The sequence below is a fragment of the Escherichia sp. 94.0001 genome (genome assembly GCF_013369155.2).
Lineage (GTDB): Bacteria > Pseudomonadota > Gammaproteobacteria > Enterobacterales > Enterobacteriaceae > Escherichia > Escherichia coli_F.
Genome location: NZ_JABWMS020000045.1, coordinates 14686 through 35719, shown reverse-complemented (window position 1 = coordinate 35719; position 21034 = coordinate 14686). Strand labels below are relative to the sequence as shown.

The 21034-nt window shown below is 47.5% G+C and carries 16 protein-coding genes; 10 read left to right on the top strand and 6 right to left on the bottom strand.

What is annotated here, in order from left to right; translation table 11 throughout:
• The first annotated feature begins 759 nt into the window (after positions 1-759).
• From cadC to lysS, 5 genes are all read left to right on the top strand, one after another.
• Complete coding sequence (gene cadC / locus HEN33_RS17710; protein WP_001187201.1) at positions 760-2298, top strand: lysine decarboxylation/transport transcriptional activator CadC; 1539 nt, start codon at positions 760-762, stop codon at positions 2296-2298.
• 364 nt (positions 2299-2662) lie between these two features.
• A complete protein-coding gene (cadB, locus tag HEN33_RS17705; protein WP_176262512.1) occupies positions 2663-3997 on the top strand; it encodes a cadaverine/lysine antiporter in 1335 nt (444 codons plus the stop codon).
• A gap of 79 nt (positions 3998-4076) precedes the next feature.
• Positions 4077-6224, top strand: coding sequence for a lysine decarboxylase CadA (gene cadA, locus HEN33_RS17700; RefSeq protein WP_001355092.1), 2148 nt, complete (start codon positions 4077-4079; stop codon positions 6222-6224).
• A 58-nt stretch (positions 6225-6282) separates the two neighbouring features.
• The gene (gene dtpC, locus HEN33_RS17695) at positions 6283-7740 is read left to right on the top strand and encodes a dipeptide/tripeptide permease DtpC (RefSeq protein ID WP_105271929.1); all 1458 of its coding nucleotides are present in this window, start codon (positions 6283-6285) and stop codon (positions 7738-7740) included.
• 236 nt (positions 7741-7976) lie between these two features.
• Positions 7977-9494: a lysine--tRNA ligase gene (gene lysS / locus HEN33_RS17690; RefSeq protein ID WP_176262511.1), complete on the top strand. Its 1518-nt coding sequence runs from the start codon at positions 7977-7979 to the stop codon at positions 9492-9494.
• A gap of 118 nt (positions 9495-9612) precedes the next feature.
• Here the strand turns inward: lysS and ghoT are convergent, their stop codons facing one another.
• The 4 genes from ghoT to yjdI form a co-directional block, all read right to left on the bottom strand.
• Positions 9613-9786 carry a type V toxin-antitoxin system toxin GhoT gene (gene ghoT, locus HEN33_RS17685; RefSeq protein WP_001173343.1) on the bottom strand — a complete coding sequence of 58 codons (174 nt, stop codon included), beginning with the start codon at positions 9784-9786 and terminating at the stop codon, positions 9613-9615.
• A gap of 27 nt (positions 9787-9813) precedes the next feature.
• Positions 9814-10110 carry a type V toxin-antitoxin system endoribonuclease antitoxin GhoS gene (ghoS, locus tag HEN33_RS17680; protein ID WP_000398619.1) on the bottom strand — a complete coding sequence of 99 codons (297 nt, stop codon included), beginning with the start codon at positions 10108-10110 and terminating at the stop codon, positions 9814-9816.
• 228 nt (positions 10111-10338) lie between these two features.
• Positions 10339-10611, bottom strand: coding sequence for a GNAT family N-acetyltransferase (locus HEN33_RS17675; protein ID WP_024704987.1), 273 nt, complete (start codon positions 10609-10611; stop codon positions 10339-10341).
• An 11-nt stretch (positions 10612-10622) separates the two neighbouring features.
• Entirely contained in the window at positions 10623-10853 is a 231-nt protein-coding gene (yjdI, locus tag HEN33_RS17670) for a 4Fe-4S mono-cluster protein YjdI (RefSeq protein ID WP_000371704.1), read from the bottom strand.
• Positions 10854-11033: 180 nt separating this feature from the next.
• On the opposite strand from yjdI, the gene HEN33_RS17665 reads away from it, so the two are divergent.
• The 5 genes from HEN33_RS17665 to HEN33_RS17645 all read left to right on the top strand — a co-directional run bounded on the left by HEN33_RS17665 (position 11034) and on the right by HEN33_RS17645 (position 17766).
• The gene (locus tag HEN33_RS17665; protein WP_001216450.1) at positions 11034-12665 is read left to right on the top strand and encodes a sensor histidine kinase; all 1632 of its coding nucleotides are present in this window, start codon (positions 11034-11036) and stop codon (positions 12663-12665) included.
• Positions 12662-13381: a two-component system response regulator DcuR gene (gene dcuR / locus HEN33_RS17660; RefSeq protein WP_000611290.1), complete on the top strand. Its 720-nt coding sequence runs from the start codon at positions 12662-12664 to the stop codon at positions 13379-13381. Before HEN33_RS17665 ends, dcuR begins: the two co-directional genes overlap by 4 nt.
• A 568-nt stretch (positions 13382-13949) precedes the next feature.
• Positions 13950-15290 carry an anaerobic C4-dicarboxylate transporter DcuB gene (dcuB, locus tag HEN33_RS17655; RefSeq protein ID WP_000899522.1) on the top strand — a complete coding sequence of 447 codons (1341 nt, stop codon included), beginning with the start codon at positions 13950-13952 and terminating at the stop codon, positions 15288-15290.
• A 77-nt stretch (positions 15291-15367) separates the two neighbouring features.
• On the top strand, positions 15368-17014 hold the full coding sequence (gene fumB / locus HEN33_RS17650; RefSeq protein ID WP_176262510.1) for a class I fumarate hydratase: 1647 nt from the start codon (positions 15368-15370) through the stop codon (positions 17012-17014).
• A gap of 122 nt (positions 17015-17136) precedes the next feature.
• A complete protein-coding gene (locus HEN33_RS17645; protein ID WP_032185721.1) occupies positions 17137-17766 on the top strand; it encodes a DUF2238 domain-containing protein in 630 nt (209 codons plus the stop codon).
• A gap of 138 nt (positions 17767-17904) precedes the next feature.
• Here HEN33_RS17645 and melB read toward each other — a convergent pair whose 3' ends face one another.
• Together melB and melA are read right to left on the bottom strand one after the other, a co-directional pair.
• The gene (gene melB / locus HEN33_RS17640) at positions 17905-19326 is read right to left on the bottom strand and encodes a melibiose:sodium transporter MelB (RefSeq protein WP_000028114.1); all 1422 of its coding nucleotides are present in this window, start codon (positions 19324-19326) and stop codon (positions 17905-17907) included.
• A 102-nt stretch (positions 19327-19428) separates the two neighbouring features.
• The gene (gene melA, locus HEN33_RS17635) at positions 19429-20784 is read right to left on the bottom strand and encodes an alpha-galactosidase (RefSeq protein ID WP_000986616.1); all 1356 of its coding nucleotides are present in this window, start codon (positions 20782-20784) and stop codon (positions 19429-19431) included.
• Positions 20785-21034: the final 250 nt, after the last annotated feature.

Sequence of the window (21034 nt, the reverse complement as noted above, 5' to 3'; positions counted from 1 at the left end):
GAGTTTGATTCCCTTTCGATATCAAAAGGGACTGCGGGTACAAAAGAGGGTACATATTTCACCAAACCAAACAAAATAAACTAATATCAACATGATAGAAGCATTCTTCGATTCCGAGTCCGGCACCAAATTCATATAAACGGACCTCCACGGAGGTCCGTTTTTCGTTTCAGGACGCCATGTGATTTAAGCGTTCTGCCTTCAAATCATTTCTAACAATCTCAACCAAATTTTCCCACATCGCCAGCATGTTGCGGGTATACCCCAGCTCTGGGAAATTTATCCCTAAGCTATGAATGACTCTCACGAAATGTCGTGCGGCTGCGTGATGCAGTTGAAAATCAAATGATGTCATCAAGAGCTTAACGGTATCGTTGCCGATGACATATATAAAGCACAACATCGGGTAGAACGCCAACTGATGAAATTTTCTGAATGAGAACAAAGAGAAAGGTATCAGTCCGCTTGCTCATGCAAAGACTAACAATCCATAAAAATAGTAAGCGCGCCGGGCAATTTCCCATGGATTATTTTCTGAACATTTTTCTTTGGCAAAGATGATGAATTTTGATGATAAGGAATATTACTTCTGGTTCTCAGTAAAATCCTTTCGTAATACTATGTAATCAAGAAGTTTATGGCTGGTAAAAATAACGTCTTGCATTCACCAATAATATGTAAATAAAACCATCTATAGATGGTAAAAATAGGTTGTGGCAATTATCATTGCATCATTCCCTTTTCGAATGAGTTTCTATTATGCAACAACCTGTAGTTCGCGTTGGCGAATGGCTTGTTACTCCGTCCATAAACCAAATTAGCCGCAATGGGCGTCAACTTACCCTTGAGCCGAGATTAATCGATCTTCTGGTTTTCTTTGCTCAACACAGTGGCGAAGTACTTAGCAGGGATGAACTTATCGATAATGTCTGGAAGAGAAGTATTGTCACCAATCACGTTGTGACGCAGAGTATCTCAGAACTACGTAAGTCATTAAAAGATAATGATGAAGATAGTCCTGTCTATATCGCTACTGTACCAAAGCGCGGCTATAAATTAATGGTGCCGGTTATCTGGTACAGCGAAGAAGAGGGAGAGGAAATAATGCTATCTTCGCCTCCCCCTATACCAGAGGCGGTTCCTGACACAGATTCTCCCTCCCAAAGTCTTAACATTCAAAACACCGCAACACCACCTGAACAATCCCCAGTTAAAAGCAAACGATTCACTACCTTTTGGGTATGGTTTTTTTTCCTGTTGTCGTTAGGTATCTGTGTAGCACTGGTAGCGTTTTCAAGTCTTGATACACGTCTTCCTATGAGCAAATCGCGTATTTTGCTCAATCCACGCGATATTGACATTAATATGGTAAATAAAAGTTGTAACAGCTGGAGTTCCCCGTATCAGCTCTCTTACGCGATAGGCGTGGGTGATTTGGTGGCGACATCACTTAACACCTTCTCCACCTTTATGGTGCATGACAAAATCAACTACAACATTGATGAACCGAGCAGTTCCGGTAAAACATTATCTATTGCGTTTGTTAATCAGCGCCAATACCGTGCTCAACAATGCTTTATGTCGGTAAAATTGGTAGACAATGCAGATGGTTCAACCATGCTGGATAAACGTTATGTCATCACTAACGGTAATCAGCTGGCGATTCAAAATGATTTACTGGAGAGTTTATCAAAAGCGTTAAACCAACCGTGGCCACAACGAATGCAGGAGATGCTCCAGCAAATTTTGCCTCATCGTGGTGCGTTATTAACTAATTTTTATCAGGCTCATGATTATTTACTGCATGGCGATGATAAATCATTGAACCGTGCCAGTGAATTACTAGGTGAGATTGTTCAATCATCCCCCGAATTTACCTACGCGAGAGCAGAAAAAGCATTAGTTGATATCGTGCGCCATTCTCAACATCCTTTAGATGAAAAACAATTAGCAGCACTGAATACAGAAATAGATAACATTGTTACACTGCCGGAATTGAACAACCTGTCCATTATATATCAAATAAAAGCGGTCAGTGCTCTGGTAAAAGGTAAAACAGATGAGTCTTACCAGGCGATAAATACTGGCATTGATCTTGAAATGTCCTGGCTAAATTATGTGTTGCTTGGCAAGGTTTATGAAATGAAGGGGATGAACCGGGAAGCAGCTGATGCATATCTCACCGCCTTTAATTTACGCCCAGGGGCAAACACCCTTTACTGGATTGAAAATGGTATATTCCAGACTTCTGTTCCTTATGTTGTACCTTATCTCGACAAATTTCTCGCCTCAGAATAAGTGACTCCCGGGTTGACTCATGCTCGGGAATATTTGTTGTTGATTTTTTGTATGTTATTGTTGGTATAATATGTTGCGGCAATTTATTTGCCGCATATTTTTTATAACAGAAATTTAACCATGGAATATTCCGCAATCTATTGTAAACATTGAATGTTTATCTTTTCATGATATCAACTTGCGATCCTGATGTGTTAATAAAAAACCTCAAGTTCTCACTTACAGAAACTTTTGTGTTATTTCACCTAATCTTTAGGATTAATCTTTTTTTTTGAGTAATCTTGTCGCCAGTTTGGTCTGGTCAGTAAATAGTTACGCATCATGACCCGGACTCCAAATTCAAAAATGAAATTAGGAGAAGAGCATGAGTTCTGCCAAGAAGATCGGGCTATTTGCCTGTACCGGTGTTGTTGCCGGTAATATGATGGGGAGCGGCATTGCATTATTGCCTGCGAACCTTGCAAGTATCGGTGGTATTGCTATCTGGGGTTGGATTATCTCTATTATTGGTGCAATGTCGTTGGCTTATGTATATGCCCGACTGGCAACAAAAAACCCGCAACAAGGTGGCCCAATTGCTTATGCCGGAGAAATTTCTCCTGCATTTGGTTTTCAGACAGGTGTTCTTTATTACCATGCTAACTGGATTGGTAACCTGGCGATTGGTATTACCGCTGTATCTTATCTTTCCACCTTCTTCCCTGTATTAAATGATCCTGTTCCGGCGGGTATCTCTTGTATTGCTATCGTCTGGGTATTTACCTTTGTAAATATGCTCGGCGGTACCTGGGTAAGCCGTTTAACCACTATTGGTCTGGTGCTGGTTCTTATTCCTGTAGTTATGACTGCTATTGTTGGCTGGCATTGGTTTGATGCTGCAACTTATGCTGCTAACTGGAATACCGCAGGTACTACTGATGGTCATGCGATCATTAAAAGTATTCTGCTCTGCCTGTGGGCCTTCGTGGGTGTTGAATCCGCAGCGGTAAGTACTGGTATGGTTAAAAACCCGAAACGTACCGTTCCGCTGGCAACCATGCTGGGTACTGGTTTAGCAGGTATTGTTTACATCGCTGCGACTCAGGTGCTTTCCGGTATGTATCCGTCTTCTGTAATGGCAGGCTCCGGTGCTCCGTTTGCAATCAGTGCTTCTACTATCCTGGGTAACTGGGCTGCGCCGATGGTTTCTGCATTCACCGCTTTTGCGTGCCTGACTTCTCTGGGTTCCTGGATGATGCTGGTAGGTCAGGCAGGTGTGCGTGCCGCTAACGACGGTAACTTCCCGAAAGTTTATGGTGAAGTCGACAGCAACGGTATTCCGAAAAAAGGTCTGCTGCTGGCTGCAGTGAAAATGACTGCCCTGATGATCCTCATCACTCTGATGAACTCTGCCGGTGGTAAAGCATCTGACCTGTTCGGTGAACTGACCGGTATCGCAGTACTGCTGACTATGCTGCCGTACTTCTACTCTTGCGTTGACCTGATTCGTTTTGAAGGCGTTAACATCCGCAACTTTGTCAGCCTGATCTGCTCTGTACTGGGTTGCGTGTTCTGCTTCATCGCGCTAATGGGCGCAAGCTCCTTCGAGCTGGCAGGTACCTTCATCGTCAGCCTGATTATCCTGATGTTCTACGCTCGCAAAATGCACGAGCGCCAGAGCCACTCAATGGATAACCACACAGCGTCTAACGCACATTAATTAAAAGTATTTTCCGAGGCTCCTCCTTTCATTTTGTCCCATGTGTTGGGAGGGGCCTTTTTTACCTGGAGATATGACTATGAACGTTATTGCAATATTGAATCACATGGGGGTTTATTTTAAAGAAGAACCCATCCGTGAACTTCATCGCGCGCTTGAACGTCTGAACTTCCAGATTGTTTACCCGAATGACCGTGACGACTTATTAAAACTGATCGAAAACAATGCGCGTCTGTGCGGTGTTATTTTTGACTGGGATAAATATAATCTCGAGCTGTGCGAAGAAATTAGCAAAATGAACGAGAACCTGCCGTTGTACGCGTTCGCTAATACGTATTCCACTCTCGATGTAAGCCTGAACGATCTGCGTTTACAGATTAGCTTCTTTGAATATGCGCTGGGTGCTGCTGATGATATTGCTAACAAGATCAAGCAGACCACTGACGAATATATCAACACTATTCTGCCTCCGCTGACCAAAGCACTGTTTAAATATGTTCGTGAAGGTAAATATACTTTCTGTACTCCTGGTCATATGGGCGGTACTGCATTCCAGAAAAGCCCGGTAGGTAGCCTGTTCTATGATTTCTTTGGTCCGAACACCATGAAATCTGATATTTCCATTTCAGTATCTGAATTGGGTTCTCTGCTGGATCACAGCGGTCCGCACAAAGAAGCAGAACAGTATATCGCTCGCGTATTTAACGCAGACCGCAGCTACATGGTGACCAACGGTACTTCCACTGCGAACAAAATTGTTGGTATGTACTCTGCTCCGGCAGGCAGCACCATTCTGATTGACCGTAACTGCCACAAATCGCTGACCCACCTGATGATGATGAGCGATGTTACGCCAATCTATTTCCGCCCGACCCGTAACGCTTACGGTATTCTTGGTGGTATCCCACAGAGTGAATTCCAGCACGCTACCATTGCTAAGCGCGTAAAAGAAACACCAAACGCGACCTGGCCGGTACATGCCGTAATTACTAACTCTACCTATGATGGCCTGCTGTACAACACCGACTTCATCAAGAAAACACTGGATGTAAAATCCATCCACTTTGACTCCGCGTGGGTGCCTTACACCAACTTCTCACCGATTTACGAAGGTAAATGCGGTATGAGCGGTGGCCGTGTAGAAGGGAAAGTGATTTACGAAACCCAGTCTACTCACAAACTGCTGGCGGCGTTCTCTCAGGCTTCCATGATCCACGTTAAGGGTGATGTAAACGAAGAAACCTTTAACGAAGCCTACATGATGCACACCACCACTTCTCCGCACTACGGTATCGTGGCGTCCACTGAAACCGCTGCGGCGATGATGAAAGGTAATGCTGGTAAGCGTCTGATCAACGGTTCCATTGAACGTGCGATCAAGTTCCGTAAAGAGATCAAACGCCTGAGAACGGAATCTGATGGCTGGTTCTTTGATGTATGGCAGCCGGATCATATCGATACCACTGAATGCTGGCCGCTGCGTTCTGACAGCTCCTGGCACGGCTTCAAGAACATCGACAATGAACACATGTATCTTGACCCGATTAAAGTCACCCTGCTGACCCCGGGGATGGAAAAAGACGGCACCATGAGCGACTTTGGTATTCCGGCCAGCATCGTGGCGAAATACCTCGACGAACATGGCATCGTTGTTGAGAAAACCGGCCCGTATAACCTGCTGTTCCTGTTCAGCATCGGTATTGATAAGACCAAAGCATTGAGCCTGCTGCGTGCTCTGACTGACTTCAAACGTGCGTTCGACCTGAACCTGCGTGTGAAAAACATGCTGCCGTCTCTGTATCGTGAAGATCCTGAATTCTATGAAGATATGCGTATTCAGGAACTGGCTCAGAATATCCACAAACTGATTGTTCACCACAATCTGCCGGATCTGATGTATCGCGCATTTGAAGTTCTGCCGACAATGGTTATGACTCCGTATGCGGCGTTCCAGAAAGAGCTGCACGGTATGACCGAAGAAGTTTACCTCGACGAAATGGTAGGTCGTATTAACGCCAATATGATCCTTCCGTATCCGCCGGGAGTTCCTCTGGTAATGCCGGGTGAAATGATCACCGAAGAAAGCCGTCCGGTGCTGGAGTTCCTGCAGATGCTGTGTGAAATCGGCGCTCACTATCCGGGCTTTGAAACCGATATTCACGGTGCATACCGTCAGGCTGATGGTCGCTATACCGTTAAGGTATTGAAAGAAGAAAGCAAAAAATAATTAGCTCGTACAAGGGAAGTGGCTTGCCACTTCCCTTTTTTGCTCATAAGGAGAACACATGAAAACACCCTCACAGCCGCGCGCGATATACTATATCGTGGCGATCCAAATCTGGGAGTACTTCAGTTTTTACGGCATGCGTGCCTTACTCATTCTCTATCTCACCCATCAGCTTGGTTTTGATGATAACCATGCCATCAGCCTGTTCAGCGCATATGCATCTCTGGTTTACGTTACCCCTATTCTCGGCGGCTGGCTTGCCGACCGCCTGCTCGGCAATCGTACTGCGGTAATTGCCGGCGCGCTGTTAATGACCCTTGGCCATGTAGTGCTGGGCATTGATACAAATTCAACCTTTAGCCTGTATCTGGCGCTGGCAATCATTATTTGTGGCTACGGTTTATTCAAATCAAACATCAGCTGTTTGCTTGGCGAGCTCTACGACGAGAACGATCATCGACGTGATGGCGGTTTTTCGCTGCTGTATGCTGCGGGCAATATCGGTTCTATCGCAGCCCCCATCGCCTGCGGCCTGGCTGCTCAGTGGTATGGATGGCATGTTGGCTTTGCCCTTGCGGGTGGCGGCATGTTTATCGGTTTGTTGATTTTCTTAAGCGGTCATCGTCATTTCCAGTCCACGCGTAGTATGGATAAAAAAGCGCTCACTCGCGTGAAATTTGCCTTACCGGTATGGAGCTGGTTAGTGGTGATGCTCTGTTTAGCCCCAGTATTTTTTACCCTACTGCTGGAGAACGACTGGTCCGGATATTTGCTGGCGATCGTTTGCCTTATTGCTGCACAAATCATTGCCCGCATGATGATCAAATACCCCGAACACCGTCGTGCTCTTTGGCAAATAGTATTGTTGATGCTTGTCGGAACGTTGTTCTGGGTACTGGCACAACAGGGCGGCAGCACCATCAGCTTGTTTATCGATCGCTTTGTGAATCGTCAGGCATTCAATATTGAAGTGCCGACTGCGCTATTCCAGTCAGTGAATGCGATTGCAGTGATGCTCGCTGGGGTTGTTCTGGCCTGGCTGGCGTCGCCAGAAAGCCGCGGCAATTCAGCATTGCGCGTCTGGCTGAAGTTTGCTTTTGGCTTACTGCTGATGGCTTGTGGCTTTATGTTGCTGGCATTTGATGCCCGACATGCAGCGGCTGGCGGTCAAGCGTCAATGGGCGTGATGATATCCGGGCTGGCGCTAATGGGCTTTGCTGAACTCTTTATTGACCCGGTGGCGATTGCGCAAATCACGCGTCTGAAAATGTCTGGCGTATTAACCGGTATTTATATGCTGGCAACAGGCGCGGTCGCCAACTGGCTGGCAGGCGTCGTGGCACAGCAGACGACAGAGTCGCAAATTAGCGGTATGGCAATTGCAGCTTACCAGCGATTCTTTTCTCAGATGGGAGAGTGGACGTTGGCTTGTGTCGCGATCATCGTGGTATTGGCCTTTGCTGTCCGTTTTCTGTTTAGCACGCCGACGAATATGATACAGGAGAGCAACGATTAACTGTCGTAAAAACAATTGGTTATGAATAAATTAACTTTCAGTTTATCACACTAATAAATCAAGATTAATAAGTCATTTAAACCATTTTGATGGTTATTTATTAGTGATATCAACTTGAGGTAAGCGTTAGTTTCGATAAGATAAACTGAGTTATTAATAGTCGAGGCAGATAATACAGTGTACCGATCTGTCTCTTTATCTACGCTAAATTGAAAGCTGGATTTAGAGGAACCAAAATGTCTGAACGAGAAACACGGGGAGCCAATGAGGCTATTGATTTTAACGATGAACTGAGAAATCGCCGCGAAAAACTGGCGGCACTGCGTCAGCAAGGTGTGGCGTTTCCTAATGATTTTCGCCGCGACCATACCTCTGACCAGTTGCACGAAGAGTTTGATGCGAAGGATAACCAGGAACTGGAATCCTTAAACATTGAAGTCTCGGTTGCTGGCCGAATGATGACCCGTCGTATCATGGGGAAAGCCTCCTTTGTAACGTTGCAGGATGTCGGTGGCCGTATTCAACTGTACGTTGCACGAGATAGCCTGCCAGAAGGTGTTTATAACGATCAGTTTAAAAAATGGGACCTCGGCGACATTATCGGTGCCCGCGGTACGCTGTTTAAGACGCAAACGGGTGAGCTTTCCATTCACTGTACTGAGTTACGCCTGCTGACTAAGGCACTGCGTCCATTGCCGGATAAATTCCATGGCTTACAGGATCAGGAAGTCCGTTATCGTCAACGTTATCTGGACCTCATCGCTAACGATAAATCCCGTCAAACGTTTGTTGTCCGTTCAAAAATTCTGGCCGCTATCCGTCAGTTCATGGTCGCTCGCGGTTTTATGGAAGTAGAAACCCCAATGATGCAGGTAATTCCAGGTGGGGCATCTGCTCGCCCGTTTATTACCCATCATAATGCTCTGGATTTGGATATGTACCTGCGTATTGCGCCGGAGCTATATCTGAAACGTCTGGTTGTAGGTGGTTTTGAACGGGTATTCGAAATCAACCGTAACTTCCGTAATGAAGGTATTTCTGTTCGTCATAATCCTGAGTTCACGATGATGGAACTCTACATGGCGTATGCGGATTACCACGATTTGATTGAACTGACGGAATCACTGTTCCGCACTCTGGCACAAGAGGTACTGGGTACCACTAAAGTCACTTATGGCGAGCATGTGTTTGATTTCGGCAAACCGTTTGAAAAACTCACCATGCGCGAAGCAATCAAAAAATATCGTCCAGAAACCGATATGGCCGACCTGGATAATTTTGATGCTGCTAAAGCATTAGCTGAATCTATCGGAATTACGGTAGAGAAAAGCTGGGAGCTGGGACGCATTGTCACGGAGATCTTTGATGAAGTGGCAGAAGCACATCTGATTCAGCCAACCTTTATCACGGAATATCCGGCAGAAGTGTCACCGCTGGCGCGCCGTAATGATGTTAACCCGGAAATCACCGACCGTTTTGAATTCTTCATCGGTGGTCGTGAAATCGGTAATGGTTTTAGCGAATTAAACGACGCAGAAGATCAGGCGGAACGTTTCCAGGAACAGGTTAACGCTAAAGCTGCAGGTGACGACGAAGCCATGTTCTATGACGAAGATTACGTGACTGCGCTGGAATATGGTCTGCCGCCAACCGCGGGTCTGGGTATTGGTATCGACCGAATGATTATGCTGTTTACTAACAGTCATACTATTCGCGACGTTATTCTCTTCCCGGCGATGCGTCCACAGAAATAAATTTCATTTTAACGAACGAAGCAGTCAGACGACTGCTTCGTTCGTCGTTCCACAAATCCAGTTTCGAGGAGAGACGCTTCGTTTCAAGATAACCAGCGGGTCCACTCAACTACAGCTCCTAAAAGAGAGAAAAAAGTAATGCCACAGGCAGGCTCATTGGCCAGGTTATTCCGACCAGAAATGCACTAAGTAAACGAATATGTGTTTTCTCATGTGAGATAAACCAGATAATGACAAAGGATATGTTCACACCAATCACATAAAAAATTAATATTTTAGAGAATAGTGCCATTTTTTATGTTCTTCTTATCCTTCCTGACTACTTGTAAAACTGACGGAAATAGTCATCAACTGTCATAATGTTGAGGTCAAAATCAATATCCGGTAAGTCTAAGCATTTGAGCCTGATTAAATCTTCGATTTCACTTGCGGCTAACGATGTCGTTATTGCGAAGGAATTTTCATTCAATTGTCGTGGTATCCCATATTCATCAGCCACGATAGAGGAGAAATTCATATCATACATCAATGATCTTAACCTTAAGAACACTGAGGAATAAGATGATGGATAATCAAAAGAAACAACATAAGTATTGAACTTGTTTTTACCTTCCATAATATGACTCCTATCAATATTAAACGCTCTGGGGACGCACAACTTATTAACCCCGATCGATGATTCTCATATAGGAGATATTCTTTTTTTTTTGCTCAGTAAAGGGGATGACTTGGGACAAGAAAACGCTCTCTCTGACCATTCTTTGTGCATCCCCCTACCCTTCAGATTCTCTCCTGCATCACACCGCGGAGAGCAAGAAAAATATCGTGACTCTGTACTCTCCCATCAACTGCGAATATCATCATACTCACGCGTTTTATCAAATTCGTGTTTCGCAAATGGACATAATGGGATAATTTTTCGTTTTTCCCGACGCATTTTTTCCACGACTTTCGCAACCAGCTGTTTACCAATCCCTTGCCCTTTCAGGCTTTCATCGACATCGGTATGTTCGATAATCGCTAAATTCTCTCCGGTCGGCACAAAGACAATTTCAGCGATTTGCTTGCCCTGTTCGTCATTAATGTAAAATTTATTGTGGCCTTCGTGTATTTCCATTTTACCCTCGCTTATTTATGACGGTATTTCAGCGCGCCGCTCGGGCACGTATCAATCACTTTAACCACAGTGGCAACGTCGACTTCATCCGGCATGATCCACGGCTTTCGTTTGAGATTAAATAACTTGCCGTTGCCACGTACGCAATTGCCAGAATGCTGACATATCGCAGTGTTGAAATAGACATCGATCTTTTCGCCGGTATAACAGCGATAACCCCCGTCCAGTAGCGCCTGATCCATGACCTTCCCTCTCTCATCAGTATGGTTTTCACTATAAGCATAGCCCTGGAATCTTCATACAGCACTGGCAGTTTCCGTTGCCAGAGTCTCTTCCCCTATATAGCCAATCATTCTTACTCCCTTTGAATTACCCGCCTCATCAGAGATAATGCTTAAGAAATTTGTCACACAAGGAAGCTGATGAGACATTCATTGCCCTACCGCATATTACGCAAACGTCCGATGAAATTGAGTACCACTGTGATCTTAATGGTCAGCGCGGTACTGTTCTCGGTGCTATTGGTGGTGCATCTGATTTACTTCTCGCAAATCAGTGATATGACGCGAGACGGGCTAGCCAACAAGGCACTGGCAGTGGCGCGTACTCTCGCCGACTCGCCGGAAATCCGTCAGGGCTTGCAGAAAAAACCGCAGGAGAGCGGCATCCAGGCCATCGCGGAAGCCGTGCGCAAACGCAACGATCTGCTGTTTATTGTCGTTACCGATATGCAAAGTCTTCGCTACTCGCATCCTGAAGCCCAGCGTATTGGTCAGCCATTTAAAGGTGATGACATCCTTAAAGCGCTGAATGGCGAAGAAAATGTCGCTATCAATCGCGGTTTTCTGGCGCAGGCTTTACGCGTATTTACCCCCATCTACGATGAAAATCATAAACAAATTGGCGTGGTGGCGATCGGCCTTGAGTTAAGTCGCGTGACCCAACAGATCAATGACAGTCGCTGGAGCATCATCTGGTCGGTATTATTTGGCATGCTGGTCGGGCTGATTGGCACCTGCATTCTGGTTAAGGTACTGAAAAAAATCCTTTTCGGCCTGGAACCCTACGAAATCTCCACGCTGTTTGAGCAACGCCAGGCCATGTTGCAGTCTATCAAAGAAGGCGTCGTTGCCGTGGACGATCGCGGCGAGGTCACGCTGATCAACGATGCCGCACAAGAATTGCTGAATTACCGTAAGTCGCAGGACGATGAGAAACTGTCGACGCTAAGCCACTCGTGGTCACAGGTGGTAGATGTCTCGGAAGTGTTACGCGACGGTACCCCGCGGCGCGACGAAGAGATTACGATTAAAGATCGGCTATTACTGATCAACACCGTTCCGGTGCGCAGTAATGGCGTTATCATCGGTGCCATTTCAACCTTCAGGGACAAAACTGAAGTACGTAAACTGATGCAGCGACTCGACGGTCTGGTCAACTATGCTGACGCACTTCGTGAACGATCCCACGAATTTATGAATAAATTGCATGTGATTCTCGGATTATTGCATCTGAAGAGTTATAAGCAGTTGGAAGATTACATTCTCAAAACAGCCAATAACTATCAGGAAGAGATTGGCTCTCTGCTGGGTAAGATCAAATCTCCGGTTATCGCTGGTTTTTTAATCAGCAAGATTAACCGCGCGACCGATTTAGGCCATACGCTGATTTTAAACAGTGAAAGCCAGCTGCCAGACAGCGGCAGTGAGGACCAGGTCGCGACGCTGATTACCACGTTGGGAAATCTGATAGAAAACGCGCTGGAAGCATTAGGGCCGGAACCCGGTGGCGAAATTAGCGTAACATTGCACTACCGTCACGGCTGGCTGCACTGTGAAGTTAACGATGATGGACCGGGGATCGCACCCGACAAAATCGATCACATTTTTGACAAAGGTGTCTCGACAAAAGGAAGCGAGCGAGGCGTCGGTTTAGCACTTGTCAAACAACAGGTAGAAAATCTCGGCGGCAGCATCGCCGTGGAATCGGAACCCGGGATTTTCACACAATTTTTTGTCCAGATACCCTGGGACGGGGAGAGGTCGAACAGATGATCAATGTATTAATTATCGATGACGACGCAATGGTCGCGGAGCTGAATCGCCGATACGTGGCACAAATCCCGGGCTTTCAATGCTGTGGAACGGCCTCGACGCTGGAGAAAGCCAAAGAGATTATCTTCAATAGCGATACGCCTATCGACCTGATATTGCTCGATATCTATATGCAAAAAGAGAACGGGCTCGATTTACTGCCTGTTCTGCATAATGCGCGTTGCAAAAGTGATGTGATTGTTATCTCTTCCGCTGCCGATGCCGCAACCATTAAAGATTCGCTGCATTACGGAGTCGTGGATTACCTGATCAAACCCTTCCAGGCTACCCGCTTTGAAGAGGCGCTCACCGGCTGGCGGCAAAAGAAAATGGCGCTGGAAAAACATCAGTATTATGACCAGGCCGAGCTTGATCAGCTAATCCACGGCAGCAGCTCCAACGAGCAAGATCCTCGTCGCTTGCCAAAAGGCTTAACGCCGCAGACGTTACGCACGCTGTGCCAGTGGATTGACGCGCATCAGGACTATGAGTTTTCAACCGACGAGCTGGCTAATGAGGTTAACATCTCGCGTGTTTCCTGCCGTAAATATCTCATCTGGCTGGTCAACTGCCACATCTTGTTCACCAGTATCCATTATGGCGTCACAGGTCGTCCGGTTTATCGTTATCGTATTCAGGCAGAACATTACTCACTACTTAAACAATATTGCCAATAACGATCACGGTTATCTGTAAGTAATAATTATTACAGTAATGCAAAATACCCCTGGCACAAGTTACATCGTTCATCAGTAAAACTTGTGCCAGATCAAATATAATTCCCCCTCTCTCACCGCTGAAAATTAATATCTCTTCGGATGAACGGTGTTTTTAATTTCAAAACGCTAACAAAAGTTAATTAACTATTATGTCGCCCGCATTATGTGTATTTTTACCCACAAATGGGTAGTTAAGAATAATCTATAAACCTGATGATACCTACCCTGAGAACAAAAAATATACCGATAAGTATCAATAAGATAGCAGCAAACAAAACATTAACATCTGCGTAGTACAAACTATAAACCCATCGCCAGAGAGTATTTCTCTCTGAAAAAACCGCTTATCACAGTGCATAAATTTGCCGCTGCTTTAATCAGCCAATATTCACTGTGAGGTATTTACTCAAGCCGGTAACGACCAAACGGATATTTAGTCAAGCTCTGAAAACAGTTCATACAAAACAGAACGTGACTGTGATCTATTCAGCAAAAATTTAAATAGGATTATCGCGAGGGTTTACACATGTTATTTACTATCCAACTTATCATAATACTGATATGTCTGTTTTATGGTGCCAGAAAGGGCGGTATCGCGCTGGGTTTATTAGGCGGTATCGGCCTGGTCATTCTGGTCTTCGTCTTCCACCTTCAGCCAGGTAAACCACCGGTTGATGTCATGCTGGTTATCATTGCGGTGGTGGCGGCCTCGGCGACCTTGCAAGCTTCGGGCGGTCTTGATGTCATGCTGCAAATTGCCGAGAAGCTGCTGCGCCGTAACCCGAAATATGTCTCAATTGTCGCGCCGTTTGTGACCTGTACGCTGACCATTCTTTGCGGTACGGGTCATGTGGTTTACACCATTCTGCCGATCATCTACGACGTTGCTATTAAGAACAACATCCGTCCGGAACGTCCGATGGCGGCAAGTTCTATCGGTGCACAGATGGGGATTATCGCAAGCCCAGTGTCGGTTGCGGTTGTATCTCTGGTTGCGATGCTGGGTAATGTCACCTTTGATGGTCGCCATCTTGAGTTCCTCGACCTGCTGGCAATCACCATTCCATCGACGTTAATCGGTATCCTGGCGATCGGTATCTTCAGTTGGTTCCGCGGTAAAGATCTGGATAAAGATGAAGAGTTCCAGAAATTCATCTCCGTACCGGAAAACCGTGAGTATGTTTACGGTGATACCGCGACGCTGCTGGATAAAAAACTGCCGAAAAGCAACTGGCTGGCAATGTGGATCTTCCTCGGGGCAATCGCTGTAGTTGCACTTCTTGGTGCTGATTCGGACCTGCGTCCATCCTTCGGTGGCAAACCGCTGTCGATGGTACTGGTTATTCAGATGTTTATGCTGCTAACCGGGGCGCTGATTATTATCCTGACCAAAACCAATCCTGCGTCTATCTCAAAAAACGAAGTCTTCCGTTCCGGTATGATCGCCATCGTGGCGGTGTACGGTATCGCATGGATGGCGGAAACCATGTTCGGTGCGCATATGTCTGAAATTCAGGGCGTACTGGGTGAAATGGTGAAAGAGTATCCGTGGGCCTATGCCATTGTTCTGCTGCTGGTTTCCAAGTTTGTAAACTCTCAGGCCGCGGCGCTAGCGGCGATTGTTCCGGTCGCGCTGGCGATCGGCGTTGACCCGGCATACATCGTGGCTTCAGCACCGGCTTGCTATGGTTATTACATCCTGCCGACTTATCCGAGCGACCTGGCAGCGATTCAGTTTGACCGTTCCGGCACCACCCACATCGGTCGCTTCGTCATCAACCACAGCTTTATTCTGCCGGGGTTGATTGGTGTGAGCGTATCGTGCGTCTTCGGCTGGATCTTCGCTGCGATGTACGGGTTCTTATAAATGCACTTTGCGTGCCGCCCGTAACTGCGCGGCACGCCATTTTCGAATAACAAATACAGAGTTACAGGCTGGAAGCTATGTCAAACAAACCCTTTATCTACCAGGCACCTTTCCCGATGGGGAAAGACAATACCGAATACTATCTACTCACGTCCGATTACGTTAGCGTTGCCGACTTCGACGGCGAAACCATCCTGAAAGTGGAACCAGAAGCCCTGACCTTGCTGGCGCAGCAAGCCTTCCACGACGCTTCTTTCATGCTCCGCCCGGCACACCAGAAACAGGTTGCTGCAATTCTTCACGATCCAGAAGCCAGCGAAAACGACAAGTACGTGGCGCTGCAATTCTTAAGAAACTCAGAAATCGCCGCCAAAGGCGTGCTGCCGACCTGCCAGGACACCGGCACCGCGATCATCGTCGGTAAAAAAGGTCAGCGCGTGTGGACCGGTGGCGGCGATGAAGAAGCGCTGTCGAAAGGTGTCTATAACACCTATATCGAAGATAACCTACGTTACTCACAAAACGCGCCGCTGGACATGTACAAAGAGGTCAACACCGGCACGAACCTGCCTGCGCAAATCGACCTGTACGCGGTAGATGGCGACGAATACAAATTCCTCTGCGTCGCCAAAGGCGGTGGCTCTGCCAATAAAACGTATCTCTACCAGGAAACCAAAGCTTTGCTGACTCCCGGCAAACTGAAAAACTTCCTCGTCGAGAAAATGCGTACACTCGGTACTGCAGCCTGCCCGCCGTACCATATCGCGTTTGTGATTGGCGGTACGTCTGCGGAAACCAACCTGAAAACCGTCAAGTTAGCAAGCGCTCACTATTATGATGAACTGCCGACGGAAGGGAACGAACATGGTCAGGCGTTCCGCGATGTCCAGCTGGAACAGGAACTGCTGGAAGAGGCCCAGCAACTCGGCCTTGGCGCGCAGTTTGGCGGTAAATACTTCGCGCACGACATCCGCGTGATCCGTCTGCCACGTCACGGCGCATCCTGCCCGGTAGGTATGGGCGTCTCCTGCTCCGCTGACCGTAACATTAAAGCGAAAATCAACCGCGAAGGTATCTGGATCGAAAAACTGGAACACAATCCAGGCCAGTACATTCCACAAGAACTGCGTCAGGCCGGTGAAGGCGAAGCGGTGAAAGTCGACCTTAACCGCCCGATGAAAGAGATCCTCGCCCAGCTTTCGCAATACCCGGTATCCACCCGCTTGTCGCTCACCGGCACTATTATCGTGGGTCGCGATATTGCACACGCCAAACTGAAAGAGCTGATTGACGCCGGTAAAGAACTGCCGCAGTACATCAAAGATCACCCGATCTACTACGCGGGTCCGGCGAAAACGCCTGCCGGTTATCCATCAGGTTCACTTGGCCCAACCACCGCAGGTCGTATGGACTCCTACGTGGATCTGCTGCAATCCCACGGCGGCAGCATGATCATGCTGGCGAAAGGTAACCGCAGTCAGCAGGTCACCGACGCGTGTCATAAACACGGCGGCTTCTACCTCGGTAGTATCGGCGGTCCGGCGGCGGTACTGGCGCAGCAGAGCATCAAGCATCTGGAATGCGTCGCTTATCCGGAGCTGGGTATGGAAGCTATCTGGAAAATCGAAGTAGAAGATTTCCCGGCGTTTATCCTGGTCGATGACAAAGGCAACGACTTCTTCCAGCAAATCGTCAACAAACAGTGCGCGAACTGCACTAAGTAACCTCTTCGGCCCAGCGCCTGGCAGTATGCTGCCAGGTGATCCCCCTGGGCCACCTCTTTTGCGATTGTAATTTCACGCTTGCTGGTGAATAGTCAGTATTTTCCCTGACTTGCGAACTCACCATGACCCGCACACTCAAGCCGTTAATTCTTAACACCGGCGCACTGGCGCTAACGTTAATCCTGATTTATACCGGCATTTCGGCCAATGACAAACTCACCTGGCTGATGGAAGTGACACCGGTGATTATTGTCGTGCCGCTACTGCTTGCCACCGCTAAACGTTATCCGTTAACGCCGCTGCTCTATACGCTCATTTTCTTTCACGCCATCATCCTGATGGTCGGCGGGCAATACACCTACGCGAAAGTCCCCGTTGGTTTTGAGGTGCAGGAATGGCTGGGGTTGAGCCGTAATCCGTATGACAAGCTGGGGCATTTTTTCCAGGGGCTGGTGCCTGCACTGGTGGCGCGAGAAATTCTCGTTCGCGGGATGTACGTGCGCGGACGTAAAATGGTGGCGTTTCTGGTCTGCTGCGTGGCGCTGGCGATAAGCGCGATGTATGAATTAATCGAGTGGTGGGCAGCGCTGGCAATGGGTCAGGGAGCGGATGATTTTCTCGGTACCCAGGGCGACCAATGGGACACACAATCCGATATGTTCTGCGCGCTACTTGGTGCATTAACGACGGTGATATTCCTTGCTCGCTTTCATTGCCGCCAGCTACGGCGCTATGGCTTGATAACCGGATAACAACGTGCGCTTTGTTGATGCCGGATGCGGCGTGAATTCCTTATCCGGTCTACAAAATTTGCAAATCCAAAGCATTACATTAAGACGTGGCCTGATAAACATATCGCATCAGGCCATTTTCGTTAGCTATTGTCCACGTCAGGCTTTCACATCACTCACTGCACCGACCGGAATATCAGCATGAACAGGCTCGGGCGGTACTTTGCGATATTTATCCAGCAGATGGATCTGGATCCTGCGCAGCGTGTCACCATTGAGGCGATAGAAACGGAAGTAGAGAATCAGCGTTACCATGAAAAACAGAGTTGGTAGAGCAATCATAATAAACTGCATACCTAATAGGGCTTGCGTAGACTGTTCAACATTCGGTACATAGCCAATCATCCCTAACACAACCGCAATGAAAAAAGCCGCAAAGGCTGAACCGCCCTTCACCACCATAGTCTGCACGGAGTAAGCGATGCTTTCACAGCGTACGTGCAGTTTATATTCACCGTAATCAACGGTATCTGCCACCATGATAACCTGTAATACCCAGAAAAGCGCCGTTCCCACATTCAGCAAGATACCCGCAATCACAATGAGGACGACGTTGTGATAGCTCATTAATGCCATTAACAGGAGAACACCACAGCTTAACACCGGAAGAATAGATGCTCCGGCCCATAAAATGCGTCGGGATAATGATTTAACTAAGCGTGGGAAGAATACTAACGTCACCAGGTTAGCAGCTCCCGCATACGACAGATAATAGGGGAACAAATCCGCATCACCGATAACATATGAGAAATAATAGATAGCAAAGCCGGTAATAATATTGCTGGCTACATTATAAGCAAGAGCCATACCCAAGAGGCATGAAAGCTGATCGTTTTTATAAATAAGCGCAACGATGGCTTTAAGTGTCAGATGGCTTCCTTCAGCAGACGGTTGATTGTCTGACGAAAAGACTTCATGCACATTGCGCAGAGTGATGATGGTTGAAACAATAAAAAAGGCGATCAGTACCAGAGTGAACATCTGAAAGCCAAATCCCCGATCGCCACCGCCGACATAATTAACAAATGGTAGCGTCACACCTGCCGTAACAAAGCCCGCCAGACTGGCAAAAAAACGCGGATAAGGAACCAGTTGTTCGCGCTCACGTTTATCGAGCGTTATGGTTGGAACCAGCGACCAGAAGGGAATATCCATAATGGTGTAAGTCATGCCCCAGAGGATGTAGGTCACGCAAACAAAGACAATCTGAGTAGTACCTTCAAACAGATGCGCACTAAAGAGGAGAAATAAGATTACAGAGTTTGCCAACGTACCGATCAGGATCCAGGGTTTGAACTTACCCCATCGCGATCGCGTAGCATTTACAATCCATCCCATAATCGGATCGTTAATAGCATCCCAGATCCTCGCCACCAGAAACAAAGTACCGACCAAACCCACAGACAGCCCGACGACATCGGTGTAGTAATACATGAGGTACATATACACAATGCCGATCGCAAAATCCTTCCCGAACGCTCCAAATCCATAACTGAGTTTTGTAGTCATTGAAATGCTCATAGGGTATCGGGTCGTTGTTACCAACGCCCGCCTTCTGTTATTGGTATCGTCAGAGGTGTGCGCCGGAATAAATCCCCCGGCGCAGTAGCGTTTAGTCGCGTTTTAACGGTGCAACCAGCCTGGCAGCCAGTCGCCGTGGGCGGCAATCAGGTCGTCAACAAGAGCATATATTTCGTCAATGCCCAGCACGGCGGCAGTATGCGGGTCCATCATCGCGGCGTGGTAAACACGGTCGCGATTTTCTGTGAGAATGGCTTCCGTCAGCAGTGTCTGTACGTTGATATTGGTTTGCATCAGGGCGGCCAGATGCGAAGGTAGCGTACCGACTTTGGTCGGCTGAATGCCATTAGCATCAACTAAACAGGCCACTTCCACGCAACATCCTTGTGGCAGGTTATCAATCAAACCATCGTTACGGACGTTGCCATAAATCACACTCGGCTCGCCAGTCCAGATAGCGTTCATGATTGTGCTGGCATATTCCCGTGACGGTTTAATATCAATCCGGGAGGCGTTCTTATACTCCTCCAGCTCTTTATGCCAGTTCGCCAGCTGCTCGACGCAGCGTTTCGGGTACTCATCCAGCGGTACTTTATAACGCTCAATCAAATCCTCACGACCAGGCTTAATAAACCACGGCGTGTACTCAGCAAAATGTTCTGACGATTCCGTGACGAAGTAGCCCAGCTTTTTGAACATTTCATAACGCACAATATTCTGGCAGCGAGTATTGCCATGAATATTCGGCTTCGGTGCCTGCCCTGCGTCATACGCTGCCAGCAGTTCCGGGTAGAGATTCACGTAACTGCCGTCGGCGGTTTTGCGCTCCAGTTCCAGGTAAAACGCCATATGGTTGATACCCGCACAACGGTAACGCAGCGTAGCCGGGTCGATATTGAGGTCACGCGCCAGCTCTTCCGCCGTTCCCTGCACCGAATGGCACAGCCCTACCTGTTTGATATGCGGATAACGGGCATACATCGCCCAGGTATTCATCGCCATTGGGTTAACGTAGTTGAGCATGGTGGCATCGGGGCAGACTTCCGTCATGTCCTCGCAAATTTGCCACAGGTGCGGAATGGTACGTAGCGCGCGCATAATACCGCCCGGCCCCAACGTATCGGCAATGGTTTGTTCCAGACCGTGGCGCTTACAGACCTCAAAATCAGTCACCGTGCAAGGTTCATAACCGCCAATCTGAAATGCCACTACGACAAAATCGGCATCCTGTAAGGCTTCTTTCTGTTGGGTGTGGCAGGTGATTTTGCCGCTGGCCCCTGCTGAATCCATCAGCTTGCGCACCACAATATGCGACTCTTCCAGGCGGGTGGGATCAATGTCCATCAGGGCAATATGCGCCGTTTTCAGCGCCTCGCGATGGAACACATCACCAAGAATATTTTTAACGAAAATCGTCGAACCAGCGCCGATAAATGTAATTTTTGGTGCAGACATCATGCAGATCTCCTGGCTTGCTTGAATAACTTCATCATGGCAGGCGAATCTGCAGAAAACCTCCGGCTTCCAGGTTGAGCATTCCCATAAACTCAGATCCTGCGTGAAGTATCAGTAAATCTGAGTTTATGGGAATAAATTACCTGAAAAGCAGAGTTTTCGGCCTCATGGTACTCGGATGATCCCTTCGCCCCTCAGGCAAGAGGGCGAAAACCGTGCTCCCACTCGCAGTCATATTCCTACACTCCTGCCA

Bases quoted from the DNA above. Each gene is read 5' to 3' on its own strand.
- cadC (WP_001187201.1), top strand. From the start codon at position 760: ATGCAACAACCTGTAGTTCGCGTTGGCGAATGGCTTGTTACTCCGTCC.
- cadB (WP_176262512.1), top strand. From the start codon at position 2,663: ATGAGTTCTGCCAAGAAGATCGGGCTATTTGCCTGTACCGGTGTTGTT.
- cadA (WP_001355092.1), top strand. From the start codon at position 4,077: ATGAACGTTATTGCAATATTGAATCACATGGGGGTTTATTTTAAAGAA.
- dtpC (WP_105271929.1), top strand. From the start codon at position 6,283: ATGAAAACACCCTCACAGCCGCGCGCGATATACTATATCGTGGCGATC.
- lysS (WP_176262511.1), top strand. From the start codon at position 7,977: ATGTCTGAACGAGAAACACGGGGAGCCAATGAGGCTATTGATTTTAAC.
- ghoT (WP_001173343.1), bottom strand. From the start codon at position 9,786: ATGGCACTATTCTCTAAAATATTAATTTTTTATGTGATTGGTGTGAAC.
- ghoS (WP_000398619.1), bottom strand. From the start codon at position 10,110: ATGGAAGGTAAAAACAAGTTCAATACTTATGTTGTTTCTTTTGATTAT.
- HEN33_RS17675 (WP_024704987.1), bottom strand. From the start codon at position 10,611: ATGGAAATACACGAAGGCCACAATAAATTTTACATTAATGACGAACAG.
- yjdI (WP_000371704.1), bottom strand. From the start codon at position 10,853: ATGGATCAGGCGCTACTGGACGGGGGTTATCGCTGTTATACCGGCGAA.
- HEN33_RS17665 (WP_001216450.1), top strand. From the start codon at position 11,034: ATGAGACATTCATTGCCCTACCGCATATTACGCAAACGTCCGATGAAA.
- dcuR (WP_000611290.1), top strand. From the start codon at position 12,662: ATGATCAATGTATTAATTATCGATGACGACGCAATGGTCGCGGAGCTG.
- dcuB (WP_000899522.1), top strand. From the start codon at position 13,950: ATGTTATTTACTATCCAACTTATCATAATACTGATATGTCTGTTTTAT.
- fumB (WP_176262510.1), top strand. From the start codon at position 15,368: ATGTCAAACAAACCCTTTATCTACCAGGCACCTTTCCCGATGGGGAAA.
- HEN33_RS17645 (WP_032185721.1), top strand. From the start codon at position 17,137: ATGACCCGCACACTCAAGCCGTTAATTCTTAACACCGGCGCACTGGCG.
- melB (WP_000028114.1), bottom strand. From the start codon at position 19,326: ATGAGCATTTCAATGACTACAAAACTCAGTTATGGATTTGGAGCGTTC.
- melA (WP_000986616.1), bottom strand. From the start codon at position 20,784: ATGATGTCTGCACCAAAAATTACATTTATCGGCGCTGGTTCGACGATT.